This is a genomic window from Prosthecomicrobium pneumaticum, from assembly GCF_014199915.1.
GTDB lineage: Bacteria > Pseudomonadota > Alphaproteobacteria > Rhizobiales > Kaistiaceae > Prosthecomicrobium > Prosthecomicrobium pneumaticum.
In genome coordinates this window covers 584,965-611,784 of the sequence record NZ_JACHOO010000002.1, presented here as the reverse complement: position 1 = coordinate 611,784, position 26,820 = coordinate 584,965, and the positions used below count along the sequence as shown (strand labels likewise).

At 69.1% G+C, this 26,820-nt stretch carries 23 protein-coding genes; 4 read left to right on the top strand and 19 right to left on the bottom strand.

Translation table 11 applies throughout. From position 1 onward, the window contains the following. Positions 1-13: 13 nt before the first annotated feature. The 8 genes from GGQ63_RS06530 to GGQ63_RS06495 all read right to left on the bottom strand — a co-directional run bounded on the left by GGQ63_RS06530 (position 14) and on the right by GGQ63_RS06495 (position 9,918). A complete protein-coding gene (locus GGQ63_RS06530; protein WP_183853758.1) occupies positions 14-859 on the bottom strand; it encodes a carbohydrate ABC transporter permease in 846 nt (281 codons plus the stop codon). Beyond that, on the bottom strand, positions 856-1,749 hold the full coding sequence (locus tag GGQ63_RS06525; protein ID WP_183853756.1) for a carbohydrate ABC transporter permease: 894 nt from the start codon (positions 1,747-1,749) through the stop codon (positions 856-858). Before GGQ63_RS06525 ends, GGQ63_RS06530 begins: the two co-directional genes overlap by 4 nt. Before the next feature lie 159 nt (positions 1,750-1,908). Beyond that, positions 1,909-3,213, bottom strand: a complete 1,305-nt coding sequence (locus tag GGQ63_RS06520) for an ABC transporter substrate-binding protein (protein WP_343061095.1) — start codon at positions 3,211-3,213, stop codon at positions 1,909-1,911. Between the two features lie 367 nt (positions 3,214-3,580). Further along, the gene (locus GGQ63_RS22390; protein WP_183853754.1) at positions 3,581-5,074 is read right to left on the bottom strand and encodes a glycerophosphodiester phosphodiesterase; all 1,494 of its coding nucleotides are present in this window, start codon (positions 5,072-5,074) and stop codon (positions 3,581-3,583) included. Continuing rightward, entirely contained in the window at positions 5,071-6,114 is a 1,044-nt protein-coding gene (locus GGQ63_RS06510; RefSeq protein WP_183853751.1) for an ABC transporter ATP-binding protein, read from the bottom strand. Before GGQ63_RS06510 ends, GGQ63_RS22390 begins: the two co-directional genes overlap by 4 nt. Beyond that, positions 6,114-6,938, bottom strand: a complete 825-nt coding sequence (locus GGQ63_RS06505) for a carbohydrate ABC transporter permease (RefSeq protein WP_183853749.1) — start codon at positions 6,936-6,938, stop codon at positions 6,114-6,116. The genes GGQ63_RS06510 and GGQ63_RS06505 overlap by 1 nt, the downstream gene beginning before the upstream one ends. 8 nt (positions 6,939-6,946) lie before the next feature. After that, positions 6,947-8,257, bottom strand: coding sequence for a carbohydrate ABC transporter permease (locus GGQ63_RS06500; protein WP_183853747.1), 1,311 nt, complete (start codon positions 8,255-8,257; stop codon positions 6,947-6,949). A 296-nt stretch (positions 8,258-8,553) separates the two neighbouring features. Beyond that, positions 8,554-9,918: an ABC transporter substrate-binding protein gene (locus GGQ63_RS06495; RefSeq protein WP_183853744.1), complete on the bottom strand. Its 1,365-nt coding sequence runs from the start codon at positions 9,916-9,918 to the stop codon at positions 8,554-8,556. A gap of 286 nt (positions 9,919-10,204) precedes the next feature. Between GGQ63_RS06495 and GGQ63_RS06490 the strand changes: the two genes are divergently transcribed. The 4 genes from GGQ63_RS06490 to GGQ63_RS06475 all read left to right on the top strand — a co-directional run bounded on the left by GGQ63_RS06490 (position 10,205) and on the right by GGQ63_RS06475 (position 14,027). Further along, on the top strand, positions 10,205-11,287 hold the full coding sequence (locus GGQ63_RS06490) for a LacI family DNA-binding transcriptional regulator (RefSeq protein WP_183853742.1): 1,083 nt from the start codon (positions 10,205-10,207) through the stop codon (positions 11,285-11,287). 19 nt (positions 11,288-11,306) lie between these two features. Next, positions 11,307-12,122: an inositol monophosphatase family protein gene (locus GGQ63_RS06485; protein ID WP_343061094.1), complete on the top strand. Its 816-nt coding sequence runs from the start codon at positions 11,307-11,309 to the stop codon at positions 12,120-12,122. A 75-nt stretch (positions 12,123-12,197) separates the two neighbouring features. Further along, a complete protein-coding gene (locus GGQ63_RS06480; RefSeq protein WP_183853740.1) occupies positions 12,198-12,995 on the top strand; it encodes a phosphodiesterase in 798 nt (265 codons plus the stop codon). A gap of 9 nt (positions 12,996-13,004) precedes the next feature. Further along, positions 13,005-14,027, top strand: coding sequence for a glycosyltransferase family 2 protein (locus GGQ63_RS06475; RefSeq protein WP_183853738.1), 1,023 nt, complete (start codon positions 13,005-13,007; stop codon positions 14,025-14,027). 21 nt (positions 14,028-14,048) lie between these two features. On the opposite strand, the gene GGQ63_RS06470 is transcribed toward GGQ63_RS06475, so the two are convergent. From GGQ63_RS06470 to GGQ63_RS06420, 11 genes are all read right to left on the bottom strand, one after another. Next, the gene (locus GGQ63_RS06470; RefSeq protein ID WP_183853736.1) at positions 14,049-15,038 is read right to left on the bottom strand and encodes a quinone oxidoreductase family protein; all 990 of its coding nucleotides are present in this window, start codon (positions 15,036-15,038) and stop codon (positions 14,049-14,051) included. A 17-nt stretch (positions 15,039-15,055) separates the two neighbouring features. After that, a complete protein-coding gene (locus GGQ63_RS06465; protein WP_183853734.1) occupies positions 15,056-16,837 on the bottom strand; it encodes a hydantoinase B/oxoprolinase family protein in 1,782 nt (593 codons plus the stop codon). After that, positions 16,834-18,912, bottom strand: a complete 2,079-nt coding sequence (locus GGQ63_RS06460; RefSeq protein ID WP_183853732.1) for a hydantoinase/oxoprolinase family protein — start codon at positions 18,910-18,912, stop codon at positions 16,834-16,836. Before GGQ63_RS06460 ends, GGQ63_RS06465 begins: the two co-directional genes overlap by 4 nt. A gap of 13 nt (positions 18,913-18,925) precedes the next feature. Then, positions 18,926-19,663: an aspartate/glutamate racemase family protein gene (locus tag GGQ63_RS06455; protein ID WP_183853730.1), complete on the bottom strand. Its 738-nt coding sequence runs from the start codon at positions 19,661-19,663 to the stop codon at positions 18,926-18,928. Between the two features lie 10 nt (positions 19,664-19,673). After that, complete coding sequence (locus tag GGQ63_RS06450) at positions 19,674-20,924, bottom strand: D-amino acid dehydrogenase (protein ID WP_183853728.1); 1,251 nt, start codon at positions 20,922-20,924, stop codon at positions 19,674-19,676. Between the two features lie 21 nt (positions 20,925-20,945). Next, complete coding sequence (locus GGQ63_RS06445) at positions 20,946-21,860, bottom strand: N-carbamoyl-D-amino-acid hydrolase (protein ID WP_183853726.1); 915 nt, start codon at positions 21,858-21,860, stop codon at positions 20,946-20,948. 33 nt (positions 21,861-21,893) lie between these two features. Then, positions 21,894-22,607 carry an ABC transporter ATP-binding protein gene (locus GGQ63_RS06440; RefSeq protein WP_183853724.1) on the bottom strand — a complete coding sequence of 238 codons (714 nt, stop codon included), beginning with the start codon at positions 22,605-22,607 and terminating at the stop codon, positions 21,894-21,896. 12 nt (positions 22,608-22,619) lie between these two features. Then, complete coding sequence (locus tag GGQ63_RS06435) at positions 22,620-23,396, bottom strand: ABC transporter ATP-binding protein (RefSeq protein WP_183853722.1); 777 nt, start codon at positions 23,394-23,396, stop codon at positions 22,620-22,622. After that, complete coding sequence (locus GGQ63_RS06430; RefSeq protein WP_246429636.1) at positions 23,393-24,376, bottom strand: branched-chain amino acid ABC transporter permease; 984 nt, start codon at positions 24,374-24,376, stop codon at positions 23,393-23,395. Before GGQ63_RS06430 ends, GGQ63_RS06435 begins: the two co-directional genes overlap by 4 nt. A 35-nt stretch (positions 24,377-24,411) precedes the next feature. Then, entirely contained in the window at positions 24,412-25,320 is a 909-nt protein-coding gene (locus GGQ63_RS06425; RefSeq protein WP_343061093.1) for a branched-chain amino acid ABC transporter permease, read from the bottom strand. Positions 25,321-25,401: 81 nt separating this feature from the next. Then, a complete protein-coding gene (locus GGQ63_RS06420; RefSeq protein ID WP_183853719.1) occupies positions 25,402-26,610 on the bottom strand; it encodes an ABC transporter substrate-binding protein in 1,209 nt (402 codons plus the stop codon). Positions 26,611-26,820 lie beyond the last annotated feature (210 nt).

Here is a 26,820-nt window from a genome sequence, read left to right as displayed (position 1 = left end):
GCAGAGCGGGCCGTCATCCCGTCATCCCCGACGAGACGATCGTCTTCACGAAGAAGCGCTGCAGGAAGACGAAGAGAACGAGCGGCGGCAGCACGGCGAGAGTGGCACCGGCCATCACGAGATTGGTGTTGATCGCCGAGCGGTTGTAGGAGAGCAGCCGCGACAGGGAGAGCACGATCGGATAGGCCTCGTCGCGGCCCTGCAGGACGGTGAGCGGCCAGAGATAGCTGTTCCAGTGATAGACGAAGGCGAAGAGCGCGAGCGCGGCGAGCGCCGGCGTCACCGCGGGGGCGACGATGCGGAAGACGATCCGCATCTCCGAAGCGCCGTCGAGCCGGGCCGCCTCGATCAGCTCGTTCGGCACGCCGGCGATGAACTGGCGCATCAGGAAGATGCCGAAGGCATTGGCGAGATTGGGCAGGATGACGCCGGCGAGATTGCCGTCGAGGCCGATCGAGCCGACGAGCCGGTAGAGCGGGATCAGCGTGACGATGGGCGGCAGGAACATCGTCGCGATCATCGCGGCGAACAGCGTGTTGCGGCCACGGAACTCGTATTTGGCGAAGGCGAAGCCCGCCATCAGGCTGGTGACGAGGATGCCCGCCGTGGTGATGCCGGCGATCAGCGCGGAGTTGAGGAAGGATCGCCCGACCGCGATCAGATCGGCGACGCTTTCATAGGCCGCGAGGCTCGGGCTCGCCGGCAGCCAGACCGGCGGGGTCTGCATCGTCTCGGCCGGTGTCTTGAGGCTCGACAGTATCATCCAGGCGAGCGGGAAGGCGGCTGCGACCGCGATGGCGATCGTCGCCAGGTAGACGAGGCCGCGGCCGGGCGTCGGCAAAGGGAGGCGGGCGCTCATCGCTGCTTCTCCTTCCGCACCGCCGCGAAGACGGCGCTGACCGCGACGACGAGGGCAAGCAGGAGCGTCACCGCCATCGCCGAGCCGAGCCCGCCCTGGGCGCGCTCGATGCCGACGCGGCGGATGTGATAGGTGACGACGTTCGTCGCGCCGACCGGCCCGCCCTGGGTGATCAGGGCCACCGGCTCGAACACCTGCACCGCATTGATGAGGGCGATGACGGCGCAGAAGACGAGCGTACGCTTGAGGAGCGGCAAGGTGATCGAGACGAAGAGGCGCGGGCCGCGCGCGCCGTCGATCTTCGCCGCCTCATAGACGCTGTCGGGAATCTGGGTGAGGCCCGCGATGGCGAGCACGGTGAAATAGCCGACCTGCTGCCAGACATTGAGGATGACGAGCGAGACCAGCGCCGAGGAGGGCGAGGAGAGCCAGGGCTGCCGGCCGATGCCGACGAGGCCGAGCACCTGATTGAGCGGCCCCTCCGTCGGCGAATAGAGCTTCGAGAAAACGAGCGCCACCGCGATCATCGGCACCATGTAGGTGGCGAAGAGAATCGTCCGCAGCAACGTCGCCCCTCTCGGCCGCGCCTGGTGGATGAGCATGCCGAAGAGCACGGAGAGCGGCAGGATGAGCGCGATCGACAGCGCCGAATAGAGCGCGGTGTTCGTGAGCGCCCGCTTGAAGTCGCTGCCGACCGAGCCGGCGCCGAAGATCTCGCGGAAATTGTCGAGGCCGACAAAGGTGGCGGTCGAGAACGGGGTCTGCGACGACCAGCGCTGGAAGGCGAGCCAGAGCGTCAGGAGGAGGGGGAGGAGGACGAACACCGCGATCGGCCCGACGCTCGGAGCGAGCATCGCGATCGTTGAGCGCCGCAGGCCGAAGCCGGTCATGAGGGGTCCGTATCGGGAAGGCCGGAATACATCCTCCCGCCGTCATGCCCGGGTTCGGCCCGGGCACCCACGTCCTCCCCGGTCCGCCGCGGAAGGAAAGGCGTGGATGGCCGGGACGAGCCCGGCCATGACGCACGGAAGCGCGCGCGAAGTGAAGGGTTACTGCGCGGCGCGCTCGAGGATCGAGACGGCGTCGGCCTGCGCCGCCGCGGCGGCATCGGCCGCGCTCGCCTGGCCGAACTGCACGGCCTCGATCTGCGCCTGCAGCGCCTCGGTGAATTCCTGTCCGCCGAGCACGACGGGGAAGGGCCGTGCCTCTTCGAGAACGCTCACATAGCCGGCGAGGAAGGGCGTATCGAGCCGGTCCTTGAAGGCCGCGACGTCGGACTTGCGGGTCGGCAGGATGCCCATGGATTGCAGGATGTCGCCCATCGCCGAGGCGCCGTTGGCGCCGGAGGTCGGGCCGTTCAGCCAGGCGAGGAAGTCCCAGGCGGCCTTCTGCTCGGCGGGGGCGGCCGCGGCGCTGACGACGGTGAGCCAGGAATAGGAGATCGAGTGCGGGCCATCGCCCTTCGGTCCGACCGGGATCGGCGCGGTGGCGATGTCGGCGAAGGCGTCGCCCATGCCGGCCTTGAGGGCCGATTCCCACCAGTTCGCCATGATGATCATGCCGGTCTTGCCGGACACGAAATTGTCGAGGAACGGCCCGGTGGTGTTGGCGTCGGCTGTGCCCATGGTGGCCTCGGAGGAGCCGGCCTTCACGAGCGTCTCATAGAGCGCGAAGGTCTCCTTCGCCGCGTCGCTGTCGAGCGCCGGCTTGCCGTCCACCACCAGCGCGCCGCCATTCGAGGCGAGCAGCGAGGCGAAGGGATGGACGACACCGGCCGCCCAGGAGTTGATCATGCCGAAGCCCTGCCGGCCGGCATCCTTGTCGGAGAGCTTGGCGGCGGCGGCGACCAATTCGTCCCAGGTCTTGGGCGGCGCGTCGATGCCGGCTTCGGCGAACAGCTTCTTGTTGTAGTTGAGCGCGTAGACGTCGATCTCGTTCGGATAGCCATAGACCGTGCCGCCGACCGAGGCGGCGGTCGCCACACCGGCCGGCCATTCCGCCTTGACCTCCGCGGCATTCGTATCGGGTGCCGCAGCGACGAGCTTGTCGCGGACGAGCTCGGGCAGCCAGAGATCGTAAATGCCGGCGATCGTCGGGCCGCTCGCCTGCCCTGCGGAGGAGCGGATGGTGGTCAGGAGGTCGCCGAAGGGAACGGCGCGCACCGTGACGGCGACGCCGGGATGATCCTTCCGGTAGGCAGCGGCGGCCGCCTCGAGCTTCGCGACCGTCTCGGGGGGCCAGTGGGTGAGGAAGGACACGGTGACGTCCTCTGCGAACGCGCCGCCCGCCGAGGCCGCAACGAGCGCGCCGAAGGCGCCGCCCAGGATCAGACCCTTGATGCCGAGACTGCTCACGAAGCTCTCCTGCTCTGGATTGGGCCGCGCTCCCCGGCACGGCTCCGCTTATGACGTAAGGACGTTATAACGACTTCTCCCGCGCTGCAAGATGGCGCGTCGTCAGGGAGGGGCGCCGGACGGCGCCAACCCTTCTCGCGCGGCAGAAATGCGCCGGGAGGCGGGGGAGGATGACGCCGAGCGGAGAGCGGCCGAGGAGAGGAGCGGTCGAGGAAAGGCGGGGCCGGCGGAGGTAGGCGCGATCACGCCGACCGCGCCCCTGAAGGAGCGGCGGCTGTGATGCGGACCGGACGGACGGGTGGACCGGCGCGGGCGGCGGTCCCGCTCCGCCGCGTTGCAGGCCGCGGCGGAGCGGGGGCGGGCCGGCTCAGCCGAGGGCGGCGAGCACGGCGCGATAGGCGGCGAGGAAGATGTCCGGCCGGTCGAGATTCATCCGGTCCGGCCGCAACCGGATCAGTCGCGCCATCTCGGCTGGATCCGCCCCGAAATACTTGATCATCGCCTCGGCGCCCTGCGTCCGGCAGGCGGCGATCTCGCCGAGGTCGTCGCAGTCGGGATCGAACTCGACGATCGCCGCGCCCTCGGCGGCGATCGCCGCATCGAGGCTCGGATAGGGCGTCCGCTGCGCCATCAGGCGCACCTTTGGCCCGAGCGCACGCAACGCCGCGCGGATCGCCGGATCGGGGCTCCAGAAGAACGAGCGCGGCAGCGCTCCGGCCGCCTCGACCATGGCCACGATCGCCGCGGCGTCGCCGGCCTTCACTTCCACATAGAGCCCGCCATCCGGACCGGCGGCGGCGAGAACTTCGCCGAATTCGGGAAGTCCTTCGCCGGCGAAGAAGGGATCGAACCACAGGCCGGCGGAGACGCCGTGGAGTGCCGCCCGGTCGAGCGCAGCGACCGGGCCGCGGCCCGACGTGGTGCGGTCGAGCGTGGCGTCGTGCAGAACGGCGATGGTGCCGTCGGCGAGCTGGTGCACATCGAGTTCGACGGTCTGAAAGCCCTGGTCGAAGGCGAGCCGCGCGGCGTGCAACGTGTTCTCCGGCGCGAGCGCGGCCATGCCGCGGTGGCAGACAACGCCGATCGGAAGAGCCGGATCGGGCCGGTAGCGGTTCATCATCTCCGGCTTGTCGGTGCAGATGCCGAGCACCGGCTTCGCCATCAGCCGGTCGAGCACGTCCCGCCGCTCCTCGTGCCAGAGCACGACACCGAGCTCCGCCGCGGCGGCCCGCGCGATGAGCGCATCCGTCACCAGCCGGTCGGGATCCGCGCCGTCGCGCTCCCAGCAGAGATGGATGATCGCGGCCCCCGTCGCCTCCGCCGCCGCGAAGGGATCTTCCGCCATCCGCACCAGGACGGAGACGGGAAAGCGGGACCGGGCCGCGACGAGGTCGCGCACCGTGTCGTGGTCGAACGACCCGATCGCCGCGAAGGGGGCCGCGCCGGCGGAGAGCACGGCGAGCGCGGCGCCCGCCGCGGCGCGCTCCTTCACCTCGACATAGAGGCCGCAGCCGGCCTCCGCCGCGAGATCGACGATCGCGGCGAATGCGGGCATCGTGCCGCCGCGGGCGAGCGCCACCCCGGCGAGCGCCGCCCAGTCGTGGTCCGCGATCGTCACCCGGCGGCCGTCGGCGAGCGCGAGCGTCGCGTCGTGGCTGACCACCGGCACGCCGTCGCGCGACAGCCGCACGTCGAGCTCCCACATCGCCGCGCCGAGGGTCGCGGCCTTCTCGAAGGCGGCGCGGGTGTTCTCGTTCGCGTGCGCGCTCGCGCCGCGATGGGCGATGGCGAGCGGCGCCAGCGCGGCCCGTTCCGGCCAGCCGTGCCGGCGGACGAATTCCGCCCGGAAATCGTCGGTCACAGGCGCCTCCCCTCGCCGTCGAAGACGAGCATCCGAGCGGGGTCGAAGCCCCAGGCGACGGCCTCGCCGATCCGTGCGCGCGCGATGCCGGGTTGGATCGCCCGCAGACGCGCGCCGAGCGCGAGATCGACCGCATAGAGCATTTCCCGGCCATGGCTCTCCACCGCCGCGACGGTGCCGGCGAGCCGGATCGGGCCGTCCGGCCCGAAATCCTCCGGCCGGACGCCGATCGAGAGCGGGGTATCCCGCGGAGCGGTGCCCGCCCAGGGCACCAGCGCGTCGCCGACCCGCAGCCCGCCCTCGGTCGCGGCGGCCGGCAGATAGGCGATCGGCGGGCTGCCGAGGAAGCTCGCGACGAAGCGGCTCGCCGGCCGCTCGTACATCTCCGCCGGTGCGGCGATCTGGACGACGCGGCCGCGGTCCATGATGGCGATGCGGTCGCACATCGACATCGCCTCGACCTGATCGTGGGTGACGAGGATGGCCGTGGTGTGCGTCTCGCGCTGGATGCGGCGGATCTCGCCGCGCATGTCGAGCCGCAGCCGGGCGTCGAGATTGGCGAGCGGCTCGTCGAGCAGGAGCACGTCGGGCCGGCGCACCAGCGCACGGGCGAGCGCGACGCGCTGCTGCTGGCCGCCGGAGAGCTCGCCCGGCCGCCTTTCGAGCAGCGGCCGGATCTCGAGCAGCTCCGCCATCTCGTCGATCGCCCTGTCGGCGGCGCGCCTCTCCATGCCGCGGATGGCGAGCGGGAAGCCGATATTGCGGCGCGCCGTCATGTGCGGATAGAGCGCGTAGGACTGGAAGACGACGCCGACATTGCGCTTCTGTGCCGGCAGCCGCGTCACGTCGCGGCCGCCGATGGTGATGCGGCCCTCGTCGACCCGGTGCACGCCGGAGATGGCGAACAGCGTCGTCGTCTTGCCGCAGCCGGACGGGCCGAGCAGCGCGATCATCTCGCCCTCTTCGACGACGAGGTTCATGTCGGAGACGACGACGGTGTCGCCGAAGCGCTTGGAGAAATGCTGCAATTCGATGCGCATCAGCCCTTCGTCCCTCCGCCGTAGATCGACATCAGTCGGTTCTGGAAGATCATGTAGATGAGCGTCACCGGCAGGACGTAGAACAGCCCCACCGCCTTGAAGAGGTGGAAATCGAAGCGGGAATCGTCCGAGATCAGGCCGGCGAGATAGACCGAGAGCACCTGCACGTCGCTGCGCGGGGCGAGCACCTGCGGCAGGATGAACTCGTTCCAGCCATCGATGACGGAGAACAGACCGAGCGCGGCGAGGCCGGGCCGAACCTGCGGCAGGACGAGCTTGCGCCACACCGTGAAACGGCTGGCGCCGTCCTGCACACCGGCGATCTCGATCTCCCACGGCACGGTGTCGTAGAAGCCCTTCATCAGCCAGATGCCGAGCGGCAGGTTGAGCGCGGTCTTCACGAGGACGACGCCGGCGAGCGTGTTGTAGAGCCCGGTCACCTGCAGCACGAGGAAGATGGCGATGATCAGCGTCACCGTCGGAAAGGCGTGCATGACGAGCACGCCGCCGAGGAAGAAGGCGCGGAAGGGCAGGTCGAGGCGGGCGAGCGCGTAGCCGGCGGTCGACGAGATCGCGACGAGCAGCGTGCCGGTCGCTCCGGCGAAAAGGAAGGTGTTCGCCGTCGCGGTCCAGATGCTCGGCCGGCCGGGCAGGGTCTGCCACAGGAAGCGCCAGTGCTCGAGCGTGAATCGGTCGGGAATGAGCGTCCCGGGCGGGCTCGCGCTGAAGGAATCGATGACCAGGAAGGCGAGCATGACGATGAGCGGCAGCGACGCGATGCCGATCAGGCCGAGGATCATCAGGCTGCGGAGGCGGTTCGGCATGGCGGGCCTCACTGCTCGATGCGCGGCCGCTCGACGAGCGCCGCGAAGTTGAAGAGCCGCAGATAGGCGAGCGAGACGAGGATGCCGACGACGACCAGCACGACGGCGAGGGTCGCGCCCATGCCGTATTGCAGATTGCCGGTGTAGCTGTTGAGCGCGGTGTTGTAGGCGGCGAGCGCCCAGACCTCGGTGGAGGAGCCCGGTCCGCCATCGGTCGCGAGCAGGATCTCCTGGAAGGAGGCGAGCAGGGACAGCGTCTGGTACGAGGTGACGAAGAGGATCGGCCAGCGCAATTGCGGCAGGATGACGTGCCGGACCTGCTGCAGCGTCGAGGCGCCGTCGACCGCGCTCGCGTAGAAGAGCGGCTGCGGGATCGCCCGGATCGCGCTCGAAAAGATGATCATGCCCATCGAGGCGCCGATGAAGCCGTTGATCAGCACGATGAAGATCCAGGCATTGACCGGGCTGTCGAGCAGCCAGTTGCGCGGCGCGACGCCGAGCGGGGCGAGCACGGTCGACAGGAAGCCGCCATCCCAGGCGAGCCATTTCCACAGCATGACATAGAGCACGACGGGCATCACGCGCGGGATCAGCCAGAAGGCGCGCACCGCGGCACCCGGCCCCTTCGGCAGGTAATAGGTGGCGATGGCGAGCACGAGGGCGAAGCCGACATTGAAGAACAGGATGGTCGAGGCGACGTAGAGGAGCGTGCGCCCGAGCCGGGCGAGCGTCTCGGGCGAGGCGGCGAGCCGCCCGTAATTCGCCGTCGTCCAGCGCCAGCCGGTATAGGCCTCGCGCCCGACGAGATCGCGGGCTGCGGCATCGAGCGCGACGCCGGAGCCCGCCACCGCCGCATCGAAGGCCGCCGCCGTCTCATAGCGGACATTGACGATCGAGACGCGGAACGGCGGCACCGCCGCCTTCAGCGCCGCGACATTGGCGGGCTTCGCCGCGAGGCCCTTCAGGAAGCGCTCGAAATCGCGCCGGTTGTCGAAGGTCTCGCCGCCGTGCCGGGTGCGCAGCTCCTCGATCGTCGCGGCCGCGACACCCGCGTCCGCCGCCGTGGCGAGCGTCGTCTCGTCGATGCGATAATGCTCGGCGGCGAGTGCGTCGACGGTTGCTGCGGCAAGGCCGGCGGAGCGCAGCCGACCCATCGCCTCGCTCGTCAATTGCCACGCCCCGCCGGTGATGCCGGTCGCGGTCGTCATGCTCGTGAAGGAGAACACGCCGGTCAGGATCGCCGGCGCGACGAAGAGCAGCGCCACGACGATCGCCGCCGGCGCCAGCATCAGAAGGCCGAGACGGGCGGAGGACGACATGGCTTCCTTTCGGGATGGGGATGAAAGGGGGAATGGGCGGGTTCGGATGGTTGAACGCGGAGAACGACCTTCGTCGTGCCGGCCTCCGTGCCGGCATCCATAACCGTTCCGGTTCGGGATCATGGGCACCGTCGGCGAGGCCCACTTCGCGGCCAAGGACGCGAGCAGCGCCCCGCCTCACGATCATGGACCCCGGCACGGAGGCCGGGGTGACGGCCGTTCGTGTGAAGGCCGCACCCTGGCCCGAAGCGGAACCCTCCCCCGCCATGTGCAGGGGCGGGAGAGGGGCTGTCCACTCAGCGGATGATGATCGCGTCGCCGAGCTGTTCCTTGACCGCGGCTTCCGCCTCGGCGACCGCCTGGTCCGGCGTCTTCTCGCCGGTCCAGGTGGCGAGCAGGCCCTTCCAGTAGATGTCCCAATAGGGGCTGAACTGGCTGTGGTTCGGCATCGCCGTCGCGGTCGCGAGCAGGCGCTCGGTCGCCTCGGCCGCCCAACGGTTCTCGGAGTAGAGCGGGATCGTCGTCTCGGCCTGCGAGATGGCGAGATGGGCCGAGGAGATCGCGTGCAGCACGTTGATCCGCGGCTCCGAGGCTATGGCGATCAGCCGCGCGGCGATCGTCGCCTCCGCTTCGTCGCCCTTCGCGGTGACGAGATAGACGAGCGGATGGGTGAGCGTGTTGGCGCGGCCGATGCCCTTGTCGCCCGCCGGGATCAGCGAGAACTGGGTGGTGCCGAAGAAGTCCTTGTTGCCTTCCTTGCCGGTGTAGCGGGCGAAGTGCCAGGTGCCGCCGTGCCAGAAGCCGGCCTTGCCGGTCGCCACTTCATGCCACCACTGGTCGCCCGGCATGCCGATATGGTTCTTCTTCGTCACGCCCATGGCGACCGCATCGGCGAAGAACTTGTAGGTGCGCTGCATCGCGGCGCGATCGAAGACCAGCTTGCCGGTCTCCGGATCGGCGATCTCGCCACCGAAGGAGGTGTAGAACTGCCAGTAGTCCGGGCCGTTCGAGTTGCGCGGGTAGAAGCCGTAGCCGGGCTCGACCACGCCGGCGTCCTGCATCTTCTTCGCATCGGCGAGCATGTCGTAGAGCGTGTATTCGCCATTGGCGACGCGCTCGGGCAGGGAGGCGATCTGCGCCTCGCTCCAGCCGATCTGCTTCAGATGCGGGATCCAGGCGAAGAAGGGGCGCGATTCCGCGTCCTGCGGCACGCCGTAGATCGTGCCGTTCAGCGAGGCGATGTCGACGAGATTGGGGTAGAGGTCGGAGAGCGGCCAGGCGTCGAAATCGACATAGTTCTCGATCGGCCGGATCAGGCCCGACTGCGACCAGGTGGCGATGTCCTCATGGCCGGTGACGAGGATGTTCGGGCCGGTGCCGGACTGGGCGGCGAGCGTGAAGGCCTGCTTGAACTCGTCCCAGCCGTTGAAGGCGCGGCCTTCGACCGTGATCTTCAGGTCCTCGCCGTCGATCTGCGCCTCGCGCTCGAGCTGTTCGGCGGCGATCTTGATCGCGTCGATGCGGTAATGGTCGGGCTCGCTGGTGCCGCCGGCCCAGACGGAAACCGTGACGTCCTTGGCGAAGGCGACCGGCGCGGCGCCGAGCGCCGCAACGAGCGCTGCGGCGGCGAGACCGCCGCGGAGGAGCGGGCGTTTGAGCATGTCGGAAGTCCCCCGGAATGGGATGTGGTTGCACACTATGTGCAATCCATAGCTACCCGGATCGGATGACAGCTTGATAACGCGGTCGAACCTCGCGGCTGCCTTGGCCCGGCAGGCAAGATCTCCATCATCGTTCTGTAATGCTGTTCGGATACCGATCGCCGGATGACGATCGACGGACCGGCGAGTTTGTGCAATTTATGTGCAATGTGTTTCCCCGGCCCCCCGGACGATCCTGACGCTGTGCTGCGACGCCCTCGCGTCGTTCCCGCCCGCGGTGCGGTCGATGGCCGCTGAGGATCGTCCGGGTGGGGGACCGGACACCCCCGGACTGGCCGAGGGCGCCTCGCCGGGCTCCGCCGCGGAGCCGGCGGCGGCCTATCCGAGTGCCCAGGCGGTCGCGGCGCGGGCGGGCGTCTCCCGCTCCGCCGTGTCGCGGGCCTTCACCCCCGGCGCCTCGATCGCCCCGGCGACGCGCGCCCGGATCGTGCGCGCCGCCGAGGAACTCGGCTATGAGGTGAACGACCTCGCGCGGGGCCTCCTGTCGCGCAAGAGCCGGCTGATCGGCCTCGTCGTCACCGCGCCGGAGGAGGGCTTTCGCGCTCATCTCGTCGGAGCGCTGACCCGCGCGCTGGTGCTGCGCGACCGGGCGCCGATCGTCGTCAACACCGGCCGCAGCGCCGCCGACATCACCGCGGCGCAGAAGATGCTCGTCGGCTATCGCGTCGAGGGGACGATCGTGCTCTCCGGCTCGCCGCCCGCCGCGGTGGTCGATCTCGCCCGCCGCAACGGCCAGCCGCTCGTCCTGATGGGCCGGTTCGAGCCGGGCTCCGACCATGTCAACGCCGACAATGCCGGCGCCGCCGCGCAGGCCGTGGCGCTCTTCACGGCGCTCGGCCGGAGTCGCCTCGGCTTCGTCGGCGCGGTGCGGGCGACGCCGAGTGTCGTCGAGCGCGAGACGGCGTTCCGCGCCGCGGCGGAGGAGCGGGGCCTCGCCGTCCGGATCGGCCGCGGCGGCGAGAGCAGCTATGCCGGCGGCCGCGAGGCGGCGGCGGCCATGCTCGATGCCGGTCCGGCGCCCGATGCGGTGTTCTGTGTCAACGATCTGATGGCGCTCGGCTTCATGGATGTCGTCCGCGGCCGGGGGCTGCGCGTGCCCGACGATCTCGCCGTGATCGGCTTCGACGACATTCCCGAGGCCGGCTGGGAATCCTACGCGCTCACCACGTTCCGTCAGGATCCGGCGCGCATGGCGGCGGAGGCGATCGGCCTGCTGGAGCGCCGCCGCGAATTCCCGCAATCATCGCCGGTAACGATTCGCGTCGCGGTGCCGCTGGTGCCGCGTCGCTCCTGCCCGCTTCCCGTCTGAACCCCGTCGAGGACCGCTCGTGCCCCTCTCCGCCGCCGATATCGCCGCCCGCCACCGTCTCGCCGAGGAACTCGCCCGCGAGGGCGGCGCTCTCGCCATGTCCTATTTCGAGCGGCTGGCGAGCCTCGCCGTCGAGTTCAAGAAGGGCGGGCAGGACGTGGTCAGCATCGCCGATCGGTCCGTCGAGGCGCTGATCCGCGCCCGCGTCGCGGTCGCTTTCCCGCAAGACGGCGTGCTCGGCGAGGAGGAGGGTCTGACCGAAGGCACCTCCGGCGCGTTGTGGATCGTCGATCCGATCGACGGCACGAGCCCCTTCCTCGCCGGCATGGCGGACTGGTGCGTCTCGATCGCCGTCGTGGAAGAGGCGCGACCGGTCGTCGGAGTGATCTACAAGCCGACCTCGGAGGAGATGTTCTCCTCCGCCGACGGGCTCGGCGCGACGTTGAACGGCGCGCCGATGCGGGTGGAGCCGAAGCGCGGGCTCGGCGAGGGCCTGCTCGGCTATGGCTGCAACCATCGCATCCCGGCCGCCGATGTGGCGCGCTTCGTCGAGGTGCTGCTCGCATCGGGCGGCATGTTCTACCGCAACGCCTCCGGCGCGCTGATGCTCGCCTATGTCGCCGCCGGCCGCCTCGTCGGCTATTTCGAGCACCACATGAATTCCTGGGACTGCGCCGCCGGCCTCTGCCTGATCCGCGAGGCGGGCGGCTGGCAGAATGATTTCCTCGCCGGCGACGGCATCCTCAATGGCAATCGCATCGCCGCCGGCGCGCCGCAGATCCGCGGGGAGCTCGCGGCGCTCGTCGAGGCGGCGGGGGTCGAGCGCTTCTTCTGACCGCAGCCGTCACGCGGCCGCAGTCTTCTCCCGCTACGCCGTCGTCCGATTTCCCTCGCGAACCGGACGACGGCCATGAAGATCATCCAGGTCACCGACCTCCATCTCGTCGCGCCCGGCGAACGCCTGCACGGGCTCGATCCGCTCGGCCGGCTCGATGCGGCGCTCGCCGATATCGCCGCCCATCACGGCGACGCCGCGCTCGTCGTGTTCTCGGGCGATCTCGCCGATGCGGGCGCGCCGGCCGCCTATGAAGCGCTGCGCGACCGGCTGGCGCGGTTTCCGGTTCCCGTCCGACTGATGCTCGGCAATCACGACGACCGCGCGGCCTTTCGAGCCGTCTTCCCGGAAGTGCCGGTGGAGCACGGCTTCGTCCAGACCGTTGTCGACACCGGGGAGGGAAGGCTGATCCTTCTCGACACGCTCGATCAGGGGGCCGTGCCCGGCCGGCTCTGCGATGACCGGCTCGCCTGGCTCGACGCGCGCCTCGCGGAGGCCGCCGGCCGGCCGGTCTACATCTTCCTGCACCACCCGCCCTTCCGGCTGCACATGCCGGTGCTCGACGCCGTCCGGCTCCTCGACGATCAGGCGTTCCTCGCCGCCTGCCGCCGCCACGGCGACGTCCGCCACGTTTTCGCCGGTCATGTCCACCGCCCCGTGACCGGCAGCTGGCAGGGGCTGACCTTCTCGGCGCTGCGCGGTACCAACCATCAGTCGAGCTTCGATTTCACCACCGGGCAGGGTGCGACGATCGAGGAGCCGCCGGCCTATGCGGTGATCCTGATCGATGCCGCGGGTGTGGTGGTACACTTCCACGACTTTCCGGTGCGGCTCGACGCGACCGCTGTTGCCCGGGACCCGCTACCCGCCTAACAATCAGGAATGCATTCCGATGCTGAGGGCGCGCGGGTGGGCTCTGTCACGGTCGCGGCGGTCATCCCGCTCTACAATGGAGCGCCCTTCATCCGCGAGGCGCTCGAGAGCGTCATCCGGCAGACCGTGCCGGCCGATGAGATCATCGTCGTCGACGACGGCTCGACCGATGACGGCCTCGGCGTCGCGCGCGCCGTCGCCGCGGAGCATCCTCGCGCGCCGATCCGCTTCGCCGAAAAGCCGAATGGCGGCCAGTCATCGGCCCGAAATCTCGGTGTGGCCCTCGCATCGAGCAGCCACGTCGCCTTTCTCGATCAGGACGACGTCTGGTACCCGGACCATCTCGCCATCCTGAGGGAGCCCTTCGAAACCGCCGGACCGCGCGGCCTCGGTCTCGCCTATGGCAATCTCGACCGTATCGACCGCTCGGGGCGGATGGTGATGAGAGCGATGCTCGACGCCTTGCCGCAGCGGCATCCGAAGACCTCCCTCGCGGCGCTCCTGCGGGACGACCTCTACATCGTTCCGGCGGCATCGCTGGTTTCGGTCGCTGTGTTCCGCGCGCTCGGCGGCTTCGACGAGCGGCTGATCGGCTATGAAGACGACGATCTCTTCCTCCGCCTGTTCTGCGCGGGCCACGAAATGGTCTTCGTCGACCGGGCGGTGACGCGATGGCGCGTGCACGCCTCCTCGACGACGCACAGCCCGGTGATGGCGCGCTCCCGGATGATCTACTGGGAGAAGCTCCGGGCGACCTTTCCGGACGATCCGGTCGTCGGGGAGAGGTGGGTCTCCGAGCTCATTGCGCCGCGGTTCTTTCGCATCGCCTTCCAAGAGTTGCGCGATGCCGCGCGGCAGGGCCGGCCCGAGATCGCGCGGCGTGCCTTCGCGGATATGATGCGGATCGGGCCGCATCTGCGCCGGCACCGGCGCCGCCGCTTCAATGCGGTCGCGCCGCTGGCGAGGGCGCTTCTGGCTTCCGGCCGTGACCGGCTCGCCTATGCCCTGATCAAGGCGGTCCGGCCGGTCTGATCCCGCGGCCGTTTGGTGGCGTCACAGCCCCGGCTGGACGGCGAGCAGCAGCTTGCCCGAAACGGTGCGGGATTCGAGCCGGTCGTACATCGCGCCCACCTCGGCGAAGGGGAACACCGCCTCGATCGGCACGGCGAGCGACCCGTCGGCGATCGCGCCGGTGACGAAGGCGGCACCCGCCCGCCATTCGGGCGACTGGAAGTTCGAATGGCCGAGATGGAAGCGGGTGAAGGTGAGCGACTTGCGCACCAGCCTCTCCCACAGATTGGGGAAGGGCTTTCCCTCCGCCTCGCCATAGCTGACGATGTGCCCCAGCTTGCGGATGAGCGCGAAGCTCTGGTCGAGAATGGTGGCGCCGGTCGAGTCGACGATCTTGTCGATGCCGTCCTTGCCGGCAAACTCTTCGATCGCCGCGACGAAGTCCCGCTCGGCGCGGTTGACGACGAGCGCCGCGCCATAATCGAGCGGCCGCTTCTCCTTGCCGGCGGTGCCGATCGTCCCGATCACCCGCGCGCCGGCGAGCACGCCGAGCTGCGTCAGATAGAGCCCGACCCCGCCGCCGATCGCGTGGACGAGCAGCGTGTCGCCGGGCTTCGTCGTCGAGACCGTGTGGAGCATGTGCCAGGCGGTGAGCCCCTGGACGAGGAAGGCGGCGCCGGTGTCGAAGCCGATCGCCTCGGGCAGCACGACGCAGCGCTCGGCCGGGACGGTGCAGAAATCGGCGAAGCCGCCGGCTTCTTCCGAGAAGGCGGCGACCCGGTCGCCGATCGCGAGCGTCGTGACGTCGGGGCCGAGCGCCACCACACGGCCGGCGATCTCGAGCCCGGCGACGATCGGATAGCCCTTCGGGTGCGGATAGGTGCCCTTGCGCATCATCGTGTCGGCGAAATTGCAGCCGCAATAGGCGACCTCGACGAGCACGTCGCCCGGACCCGGTTCCGGCCGGGCGATGTCGACGAGCGACAGGGCCTCGCCCTCGCCGCCCGGCTTCTGCAGCAGCATCGCGCGCATGGCTCGATCTCCTCCGTTCAGGCCGCTTCGGCGCGCAGGCGCGCCGTGCGCATCGCGTCGACCCGGCCGTCCTCGATGGCGACGCCATAGACGGTGAGCGCCGTCGCCGCGTCGATCAGCCCGTCGAGCACGTCGTCGAGCACGGCCTGCGGATCGCGCTTCATCGGATCGCCATAGCCGCCGCCATTGGGGCCGAGCGTCACGATGCGGTCGCCGGTGCGCGCCTCGTGATAGGCGACCTTCGAAGGCAGCGGTTTCTCGCTGCCGTCGGCGCGCCGCAGCGTCAGCGTGCCGGGCTTGCCGGGCGCCCCGCCGGCAAAGCCCCACGGGGCAGTGCCATGGCCGTCGCCCTCGATCGAGAAGGCGCCATCGGAGAGCAGCGTGAAGGAGCGCACCGACCCCATGCCGCCGCGCCAGGCGCCGGCCGCGGGCGGTTCGGGGCGGAGTTCATAGTCCTCGACCCGGATCGGCAGGTGCGATTCGATGTCCTCGATCGGGTTGTTGCGGGTGTTGGCGTAGAGCGTATCGACGGCGTCCATGCCGTCCATGCCGAAGCGGCCGCCATAGCTGCCTTCGAGGATCTCCATGTGCACCCAGTGCCGGCCGTCCTTCAGGCCCGAGAAGGAGACGACGCGCAGATTGCCGATACCGGCCGAGACCTGCTTCGGCACGGCCGCGGCGAGCGCGTGCATCAGCGTGTCGGCGATCGCATTGCCGGGCGTGAAGCGGGCGATGGTCGGCGCCGGGAAGATCGGATTGGCGAGGCAGCCGAGCGGCGCGACGATCCGGATCGGCCGGGTGAGCCCGGCATTCTGCGGGATCTCGCCATAGATCGCCGAGTCGAGCAGGATCGAGCGCAGCGTCAGCCAGATCGCGCAATCGACCGTGCCGACAAAGGGCATGTTGATCGGCCGGTCGGGCACCTGAGGCGCGGTGCCGGTCAGGTCGACGGTGATCTCGTCGCCCTCGACCGTCACCGCGACCTTGATCGGCAGGTTCTTGCGGCTCGGGCTCGGATCGTCGAGATAGCCGTCATAGATCGTCTCGGCGGCATAGACGCCATCGGGGAGCCCCCGGATCGCGTCGCGCATCAGCCGCTCGGAATAATCCATCTGCGCGGCGGAAGCGGCGGCGATCGCCTCGAGCCCGAACTGGTCGACGAGACCGCGGAACCGCTCGGCGCCGATCTCGGCCGCCTTGATCTGCGCTTCCATGTCGCCGACGACGAGATCGGACGCCCGGATGTTGTCGCGCACCATCTGCCAGAGCGGCCGGTTCCACTGGCCCTCGTCGATGATCTTCAGCGCCTTGAACTGCAGGCCTTCCGCATAGGCGTCGACCGCTTCGACGATGCCGGCGCTGCCCGGCGTCGCCGCGCCGATGTCGAGATGGTGGGCCGTCGTCGCCGAGAAGGCGGCGAGCGTCTGGCCGATGAAGACCGGCACGATGAAGGCGACGTCCGGCCCGTGCGAGGCGCCGGCATAGGCGTCGTTGTGCATGATGACGTCGCCCGGCCGGATCTTCTCGCCGCGGGCGGCGAGGATCTTCCGGATGCCGCGGATATAGCCGGGGATCGGGCCGGACTGCAGCGGCGTCGACAGCTTGCACTCGCAGAGCTGGTTGCCCTCCGGATCGGTCAGTGCGGCGCCGAAATCCTCCGATTCGCGAATGATGCTCGAATAGCTCATCCGCATCAGCTTGTAGCCCATCTCGATCGCGACATTCTCGAGCGCGCCCTGGATGACGGCGGCGGTGATCGGGTCGATCCGGGATTCGGCCGCGGCTTCGAGCGCGCTCATCGGGAGGCCTCCAGCGTGATCAGGATGTTGCCCGCCGCGTCGACGCGGGCGATCGAGCGCGGCGGCACCACGGTGGTGCTGTCGCGCTGCAGCACGATCGCCGGGCCGGCGAAGGCCTCGCCGACCGGCAGCAGGGTGCGGCGGTAGAAGGTCGTCTCGAAGCGCTCGAGCACGCCATCGACGCGGAAGACGCACGGCCCGGTGCGGATCGTCGCCGCCTCGAGCGAACCGCCCTCGGGCGCGGTGAGCGGCTTCAGTTTCGGCATGACGCCGATTCCACTCACCCGCACATTGACGATCTCGATCGGGCTCTGCCGGAAGGCGTGGCCGTATTCGGCGGCATGGGCGGCATGGAAGGCCTCCCAGACCGTATCGAGCGCCGCCTCGTCGAGCGGGCCGGCGGGGATCGGCACCTTCAGCTCATAACCCTGGCCGACATAGCGCAGGTCTCCGGTCCGCTGGAAACCGCGCTTCTCCGCCGGCACATGGTCGGCGGCGAGGCGCTCGTCGAGCCCCGCCTCCATCTCGGCGAGATCGGCGTTGAGGCGAGCGAGATCGATGCCGCCCGAGACCTGGAACTGGGTCCGCACCGCATCGTATTTGAGATCGGTGGTGAGCAGGCCCATCGCCGATGTGATGCCGGGGAAGGGCGGCACCAGCACTTCGCGGATGCCGAGGATCGCGGCGACCTCCGCGCCGTGCAGGGGCCCCGCGCCGCCGAAGGCGACGAGCGCGAAATCGCGCGGGTCGATGCCCTTCTGCACGGTGCGCGAGCGGATGGCATTCGCCATGTTGTTGTTGATGACGGTGAGGATGCCCTCCGCCGTCTCCTCGAGCGACAGGCCGAGCGTCTCGGCGAGCCGGCCGACGACGCGGCGCGCGGCCGAGCCGTCGAGCGCCATGCCGCCACCGAGGAAATCGTCCTCGTCGAGCCGGCCGAGCACCAGATTGGCGTCGGTGACGGTCGGTTCCTCGCCGCCGCGCCCGTAGGCGGCGGGGCCGGGCACCGCGCCGGCCGAGCGCGGCCCGACGCGGAAGGCGCCGCCGCGGTCGAGATGGGCGATCGAACCGCCGCCGGCCCCGATCGTGTGGATGTCGATCATCGGCGCGAGCAGCGGGAAGCCGGCGATCGAGGTGGAGCGCGAATCCGTCTCCGCGAAACGGCCGTCGACGATGATGCCGATATCGGCGCTGGTGCCGCCGATGTCGAAAGTGATCAGCTTCCTGCGGTCGGCGATGGCGCCGACGAAGGCGCCGCCGAGCACGCCGGCGGCGAGGCCCGAGAGGAGGGTGAGCGTCGGCTTCTCGGCGACCATCGCCGCGGTGGCGACGCCGCCGCTCGACGCCATGATGCGCAGTTCGCCGCGCACCCCGACATAGGCGAGCGCCTCTTCGAGATGGGCGATATAGCGCCGCACCTTCGGGCCGACGAAGGCAGCGAGGCCGGCCGTCGTGAAGCGCTCGAATTCGCGGAACTGCGGCGAGACGAAGGAGGAGGTGGTGACGAAGGCGTCGGGCATCACGTCGGCGACGATCTCGGCCGCCCGCTTCTCGTGCGCCGGGTTGAGATAGGAGAACAGGAAGCAGACCGCGACCGCCTCGACGCCGGCCGCCTTCAGCTCCAGCGCCGCATCGCGCACGCCCGCCTCGTCGAGCGGTTCGAGCTCGGCGCCGGTCGGCGGCACGAGGCGGCCGGCCACCGTCTTGCGGTGCCGCCGCTTGACGAGCGGCCGGTCCTGCCAGGGCAGTTCCTGCCGGATCGAATAATGCAGGACGCGCTGGTGCCGGCCGATATGGACGATGTCGCGGAAGCCCTCATTGGTGATCATCCCGGTCGTCGCGCCCTTGTGTTCGAGCACGGCATTGGTGGCGATCGTCGTGCCGTGGAACACGGTGTCGATCTCCGCCGGCGTCACGCCGACGATGTCGCAAAGCTCCGTGATCCCGGTGAGCACGCCGCGGGACGGATCGTCGGGTGTGGTCGAGACCTTGTGGATCTCGACCGCGCCGGTCGAAAGGTCGCAATAGACGAGGTCGGTGAACGTGCCACCGACATCGACGCCGATCGTTTTCATCCGCGATCTTTCCTTATGCCGTCGGACCGTAGCCGGCGAAGTTCCCGGTATAGGTCTTGGGGAGCGGCCGGGCATAGCCGCCGCGCTTCGCCGTGCCGAGGCCGAGCGCCACCAGCCCCTCGACGAGCTTGACGCCGGCCGAGACGCCGTCGATCGCCGGCGCGCCGATCTCGCGCGAGACATGCGCCATCAGGTCGGACATGCCCCCGCAGCCGAGCAGCACGCAGTCGGCCTTGTCCTCCTCGATCGCCTTGCGGCACTCCTCGACGACGACGGCGCGGGCGTTCGAGCCCTCTTCCTCGAGGTCGAGCACCGCCATATCGGTGGTGCGGATCGAGCGGCAGCGATGCGTCATGCCATAGGCGTGGACGAGATGTTCGAGATGGGCGCGCGAACGGTCGAGCGTCGAGACGACCGAGAAGCCGGTGCCGATCAGGCTCGCGGCGTGCATCGCCGCCTCGGCGATGCCGACCACCGGGCCCTTCGCCAGTTCGCGGGCGGCGTGCAACCCGGGATCGCCGAAGCAGGCGATGACATAGCCGTCGAACCCTTCCGCCTCGCCCTTCCGCACCTCGTCGATCACGCCGATCGCGGCGAAGGCGTCGTCATAGAAGCCCTCGATCGAGACCGGCCCCATCTGCGGCGAGACGGCGACGATCTCCGTGCCCACCGCCGCGACGGCGCGCGCCGCCTCGCCGATCTTGGCCGTCATCGAAAGCGTCGTGTTCGGGTTGATGACCTTGATCTTCATGGCGTCCTCCTCAGGCGGCCGGAGCGAAGCGGGCGAGGTCGACCGCCGGCCGGGCGCCGCCGATCAGGTCTGCAAGAACCCGGCCGGATCCCATCGACATGGTCCAGCCGAGCGTGCCGTGCCCGCTGTTCAGATAGAGATTGGCATAGGCGAGCCGGCCGATCTCCGGCGGGCCGTCCGGCGTCACCGGGCGCAGCCCCGACCAGCGCTCGGCGGAGGCGATCGCGGCCTCCGGCACCTTGGGGAACAGGCTCTTCAGCGTGTGGATGAGGCCGGCATAGCGAGCCTCGCGCCGCGACAGGTCGAAGCCGGCGAGCTCCGCCGTGCCGCCGACCCGGATGCGGTCACCGAGATTGGTGACGCCGACCTTGGTCGTCTCGTCGCCCACCGTCGCCATCGGCCCGACCGCGTCGGACTCCGCCTTCACCGTCAGGGAATAGCCCTTCACCGGATAGATCGGCAGGTCGATGCCGAGCGGCGCGAGCAGTGCGTTCGACCAGACGCCGAGCGCCACGACGACGGCGTCCGGCTCGAAGGTTTCGACCGTCGTCTCGACCGCCTTGATCCGGCCGGCCTCGGCGACGAGCCGCGTCGCCGTCGCGCCGTGCACGAAGCGGACGCCGCGGGCCGCACACTCCTTCGCCAGCGCCTGCGTGAAGCGGTGGCAGTCGCCGGTCTCGTCGGTGATCAGATGCGCGCCGGCGATGATGCCCGATTCGGGCGAGAGATTGGGTTCGAGCGCCTGCAATTCGTCGCGTCCGATCTTGCGATAGGGCACGCCGAGCTCGTCGAGCACGGCGAGATCCTTCGCATAGCCATCGACCTGCGCCGTCTCGCGGAAGGCGACGAGGAGGCCGCGCTGCCGGCCTGCATAGTCGATCGCGATCTCGGCCCGCAGCGCCTTGAAGCAGTCGCGGCTGTATTCGGCGAGCTTCACCATCTCGCGCTTCGAGCGGACATAATCGTCCGGGCTCGACGCCCGCCACATCCGCCACAGGAAGCGCAGCATGGCGGCATCGGGCGCCCGGCCGAGCACGAGCGGGGGATATTGCGCGAAGGCCCAGCTCATCGCCTTGCCGACGAGACCCGGAAAGGCCCAGGGCGAGGAGAGCGCCGGCGAGATCTGGCCGGCATTGCCATAGCTCGTGCCGAGCGCCGCCGCGCTCTCGCGCTCGACCACCGTGACGCGGTGCCCGTCGCGGGCGAGATACCAGGCGGTTGCGACGCCTACGACACCGGCGCCGAGCACGACGACATGCACGGTCGATAACTCCCGAATCGATCAGAGCTCCGCGATCAGGCCGTAATGCTGCGGCTGACGGTGGAGTTTGAAATTGAACATATGCTCGCGCAGTTCGCGGCAGCGGTCGAGATCGATCGGCGCGGAAATCACCTCGTCCTCGAGCGTGGTCGAAAGTGCCGCGATCTCGCCGGTCGGCGCGACGATGCAGGAATGGCCGAGCAGCATGCAGCCCTCCTCGACGCCGACCTTGCCGGCGGCGGCGGCATAGGCACCGTTCTGGTAGGCGCCGGCCTGCATCGACAGGAGGTGGTGGAAGGAGGTCAGGTGATCGTGCTGCGGCACCGGCGGGTTGTGGGTCGGCGTGTTGTAGCCGCCGGAGATGAGCTCGGCCCCCTTCAGCCCCATGACGCGCCAGGTCTCCGGCCAGCGCCGGTCGTTGCAGATGAACATGCCCATCGCCGCGCCGTCGACGCGATAGACGGGAAAGCCGAGATCGCCGGGCTCGAAATAGCGCTTCTCGAGATGCTGGAACGGCCGGTAATCCTCGTAGTCCTTGTGCCCCGGCAGGTGCACCTTGCGGTATTTGCCGATGATCGTTCCCGTCGTGTCGACGAGGATCGAGGTGTTGAACCGCCGCTTCACGCCGCTCTCGAAGACCAGTTCGGCATAGCCGAGATTGAAGCCGATGCCGAGTTCGCTCGCCTTCTCGAAGAGCGGCCGCGTCTCAGGCCCCGGCATCTCGGTCTCGTAGAAGGCGTCGAGTTCCGCCTCGTCGGTGATGTACCAGCGGGGGAAGAAGGTGGTCAGCGCCAGTTCGGGGAAGCAGACGAAGGTGGCGCCGCGGCCGGCCGCCTCCTCGAGCATGGCGACGAGCCGCTTGACGACGGCGGTGCGGCTGTCGGCGCGCGCGATCGGACCCTGTTGCGCGACGGCGATCGTCATCTTGCGGGCCATGATGGTCGTTCCTCTCTCTTCCGCCCGCCCGGCTCAGCCGCCGAGATAGAGCGCCTTGACGTGATCGTTGTGGAGCAGATCGGCCGACGCGCCCTCGAGGCCGATCCGGCCGGTTTCGAGTACATAGGCGTATTGGCTGATGCGCAGCGCCATGCGCGAGTTCTGTTCGACGAGGATGACGCTCACGCCCTCGTCGCGGTTGATCTCGACGATCAGATTGGCGATGTCGCGCACCACCATCGGCGCGAGGCCGAGCGAGGGTTCGTCGAGGAGCAAGAGCCGCGGCTTCGCCATCAGCGCCCGGCCGACGACGAGCATCTCCTGCTCGCCGCCCGACAGCGTGCCGGCCGACTGGCGGAAGCGCTCCTCGAGGCGGGGGAAACGGGCGAGGATACGCTCGAGGTCGCGGGCGACGCCGGCCTTGTCCTTCCGCGTATAGGCGCCCATCAGGAGGTTGTCGCGGATCGACATGTGCGGGAAGACGCGGCGCCCCTCCGGCACCATGGCGATGCCGCGCTCGACGAGGGCGGCGGGCGCATGGCGGTCGATCTGCTCGCCCTCGAACCAGATCTCGCCCGCCTTCAGCCGCGACAGGGCGGTGATCGCCCGCAGCGTCGTGGTCTTGCCGGCGCCGTTCGCGCCGATCAGGGCGACGATCTGGCCCTCGTCGAAGCCGATCGAGATGTCCTTGATCGCCGTCACCCGATCGTAGTCGACGGTCAGCCCGCGGGCCTCGAAATAGCGCATCGCACCCTCCGCTCAGTGACCGATCGTCTCGTCGTCCTTGCCGAGATAGGCTTCGACGACGGCGGGGTCGGCGCGCACCGCTTCGGGGCTCCCTTCCGCGATCTTGGAGCCGAAGGAGATCACGACGATGCGGTCGCTGATCCGCATCACCGCGCGCATGTCGTGCTCGACGAGGAGCACCGTGACGCCGCGCTTGCGGATGCCCTCGACCATCGCGACCGCACGGTCGGTCTCCTCCGGGTTCATGCCGGCGAAGGGCTCGTCGAGCAGCAGGAGGCGCGGCCGGGCGGCGAGTGCGATGGCGATGCCGAGCGCCCGCAGGTAGCCGTGCGGCAGGTTGCGCGCCTCGACATCCTTGACGTGGCCGAGGCCGAGATAATCGAGGATCTCGGCGGCGCTGTCGCGGAAGCGCCGTTCGTCGGCACGCGCAGCGGCGCTCGAGAAGAAGGTGCCGAGCGGGCTTGCCGTGACGCCGAGCTGGTGCGCCACGACGACGTTCTGCAGGGCCGTCATTTCCTTGAAGACGGTGGTCTCCTGGAAGGTCCGCACAATACCCTTGCGCGCCACCTGATTGGGCTTCAGCCCGCTCACCACCGCGCCTTCGAAGAGCACGCGGCCGGCCGAGGGCGGCAGGAAGGAGCCGATCAGCTTGAAGAGCGTCGACTTGCCGGCGCCGTTCGGGCCGATCACCGAGAGGATCTCGCCCTCGCTGACCGTGAAGGAGACGTCGTTGACCGCGACGAGGCCGCCGAAACGCCGGGTGAGCCCCTCGACCGAGAGCAGCGTCATGAGGCACCTCGGCCGAAGCGGCGCACGAGGAGCGGGAAGAGGCTGATGACGCCGTTCGGCAGGAACAGCATGACGACGATCATCAGGATGCCGTAGAGCAGCGCCTGGTATTCCTGGATCGAGCGCAGCAGCTCGAAGGCGATGACCAGACCGAAGGTGCCGACGATCGGCCCGAGCACGAAGTCGAGCCCGCCGAGGAAGCAATAGAGCATGAAGTTGATCGAGTCGGAGACGGTGTAGCTCGCCGGATAGATGTTCTGCTGCAGGCTGGCGAAGCAGCCGCCGGCAACGCCGCCCATGGCGGAGCAGATGGCGAAGGCGACGACGCGATAGCGCGCGACGTCGATGCCGATCGACAGCGCCAGTTCCTCGTTCTGCCGCATCGAGCGGAACACCCAGCCGATCCGGCTGGTGGCGAGCCGCCAGACGAGCAGATAGCCGGCGAGGAGCAGCGTCGCGGCGAAGAGATAGAAGGCGAGCGGGGTGTCGAGCCCGGCGGGGCGGGGAATGTTGAGGATGCCGCCGCCGCCGAGGCCGGGGGCATTGAGGAAGGCGAGCCGCATCGCCTCGGTGAGGCTCAGCGTCACCATCGCGAAATAGATGCCGCGCAGCCGGAGCAGCGGCCAGCCGATCGCCGCGCCGACGAGCGCCGCGACGAGCGCCGAGGCCGGCAGGCAGAGCCAGAACGAGACGCCGTAGAGGGTCGAGAGCAGCGCCGTCACATAGCCGCCGAGGAGGGCGAAGGCGCCCTGCGCGATGTTGACCCGGCCGATCGCGAAGGTGAGCCAGACGCCGAGGCTGGCGAAGGAGAGCACCGCGCCGTTCGTCATCACGTTCAGCCAGTAGGGCTGGCCGGCGAAGAGCACCGGGATGAGGCCGTAGAGCACGGCGGCGAGCGGCAGCAGGGTGAGGAGGACGCGCGACACGCCGCCCATCCTCTCCGGAGCTCTGCCGGCGATCGCGTCGAGGGAGGCTGCCATCGCGCCGTCCGCCTTTCTTTGCTTGCCGGGAAGGGTCAGGCCGCGGGCTTGCCCATGATCCCCTGCGGCCGGAACAGCAGGAAGACGATGAGCGCCACGAAGATCAGGAGGTAGGTGACGGAGCCGGGGATCAGCGCGTAGCCGATCGCCTCCGCGAAGCCGAGCACGACGGCGCCGAGCAGCGAGCCGCTGATCACGCCCGCGCCGCCGATCATGATCATGATGAAGGCCTTGGTGGAGATCGCCGTGCCGATGCCCGCATTGACGCCGGAAATCGAGATCAGCAGGCCGCCGGCGACTCCGGCGAGCGCTGCGCCGAGGCCGAAGCCGAGCGTCGAGATGCGCTTCGCATCGACGCCCATCAGCAAGGTCGCCGTGCGGTCCTGGGCGAGGGCCCGCATCGCCCGGCCGGTCTTCGTGTAGTTGACGAAGACGAGCACCGCGGCGATCAGCACGAGCGACAGGACGAGTACGAGCGCCCGGCTCGCCGGCAGGAAGGCATTGCCGATGCGATAGACGCCCGAGACGATCGGCGGGATGGCCCGCTGCTTCTCGCCGAACAGGGAGAGGGCGGCGTTCTCGAGCAGCAGCGAGGTGCCGACCGCGAGCAGCATGGTGTTCTCCTCGCGGTTGGAAATCCGCATCACGCGCTGGAAGAACACGTCTTCGAACAGCATGCCGATCAGCCCGACGATCACCACGGCGGCGATCAGCGCGAGCGCATAGGGCAGGTGCAGAACGACGCAGACATAGTAGACGATCAGCCCGCCGAGCATGAACATCTGGCCGTGCGCGAAGTTGAGCACGTTCATGATCGAGAAGATCAGCGTGATGCCGAGCGCGATGAGCGCGTAGTTGGCCGCGAGAATGGTGCCGTTGACGAGGATCTGTTCCATGCCGCCCTGCTTTCGTCCCTCTTCGTCGAGCCGCCCTGCGTCCGTCACGCCAATGCCGTCCGGCCTCAGTCGCGAAGACCGGCCGATCCCCCCTCTCCCGCGCGGGAGAGGGGGGATCTCATCCGGACGTCAGGAGGCGACGCTCGAGATCGCGAAGGTGGTGAAGGCGCCGCCCTTCGTCTCGGTGATCACCATCGGCACGCCGATCTGGCGCTTCTGGCCGAAATCGCCTGTGCCGACATAGGTGAGCTGCGACTCTTCCTTGAGGAACGGGTTCTTCATCGAGAAGCCGTCGATCGCCGCCTTGAAGGGCGCGATGTCGTCGATCGCTTCCGGACCGGCCGCGGCGAGCGTGGCGAGCAGGATCTCGAGCGCATAGGCTTTCGTGCCCGCCTCGTCGTTCCATTCGCCGGCCACCTTGGTGTAGCGGGCGATGAACTCCTCCATGTAGGGGCTGCGGATCTCGGGCGTCGAAGCGCCGCCGATCGAGATCAGCCCGTCGCCATATTCGCCGGCCACCTCGTTGATGATCTTGATGTCCTGCGCCGCCTCGCAGGCGAAGAGGCCCTGAAAGCCGAGCTCGCGGGCGACGCGCATCATCTGCGGCGCGTGCGCCGGCGCCGCCGAGGAGAGCACGATGAGGTCCGGCGCCAGCGAGACGAGGTTCGACATGACGGGGAAGAAGTCGGTGATCGTCGGCTCATAGGTATCGGAGGACGAGACGATCTCGAGCCCGAGCGTCTGCGCGACCTTGACGCCCTCGTCGCGCTGCAGCAGGCCGTCGGAGTCGTTGCGGGCGACGAAGCCGATCGTCTTGACGCCGCGCTGCTCCTTCAACTGCTGATACATGATCGGCGCGACCTGGTAGCTCGCGATCATGCCGAGGATCGCGTTCTCCGCCGGCTTCGTATAGAGCGATCGGGCGAAGGCATAGGGGAAGTAGATCGCATTATTCTTCTCGGCGATCGGCCGGACGCTCGTCGCGGTGGTGTCGGTGTTCGGGCCGATGAAATAGCGGATGTTTTCCGATCCGGTGAGCCGCTCGGCGCCGGAGACGGTCAGCTTGGGATCGTTGCGGTCGTCGACCGAGACGATCTCGATCTTGTATTTCGTGCCGCCGATCTCGTAGCCGCCCTTGTCGTTCCACATCTCGGCGGTGGCGAGCGCGGAATACTTGTTGACGAGGCCCCAGGAGGCCTCCGGGCCGCTCATCACGCCGAGCTGGCCGATGCGCAGCGCCTTTTCCTGAGCGCGGACGATCGATGGCGTCGACAGCGTCGTGGCGAGCGCCAGAGCGCCGGCGCCCTTCAGAACCGAGCGGCGGGATGCGTTGACCATGTCCCTGTTCCCTGTCGTTGGAGCGCGGAAGGAGGGTGCCGCGAGGCCCTCCCTCGCGACCGTCCAGGCGCTGTAATTCTGTAGAAAGAACGACGTCTTACATACAGGATGAGATTACAGGCATGAATGCAGGAGCTGTCAACTCCTGATCTGTATGTTTTTTGCGCCTGCCTAAAGTTGAGACGGTTGCCCGCGCGCGGGGCAGTCCCG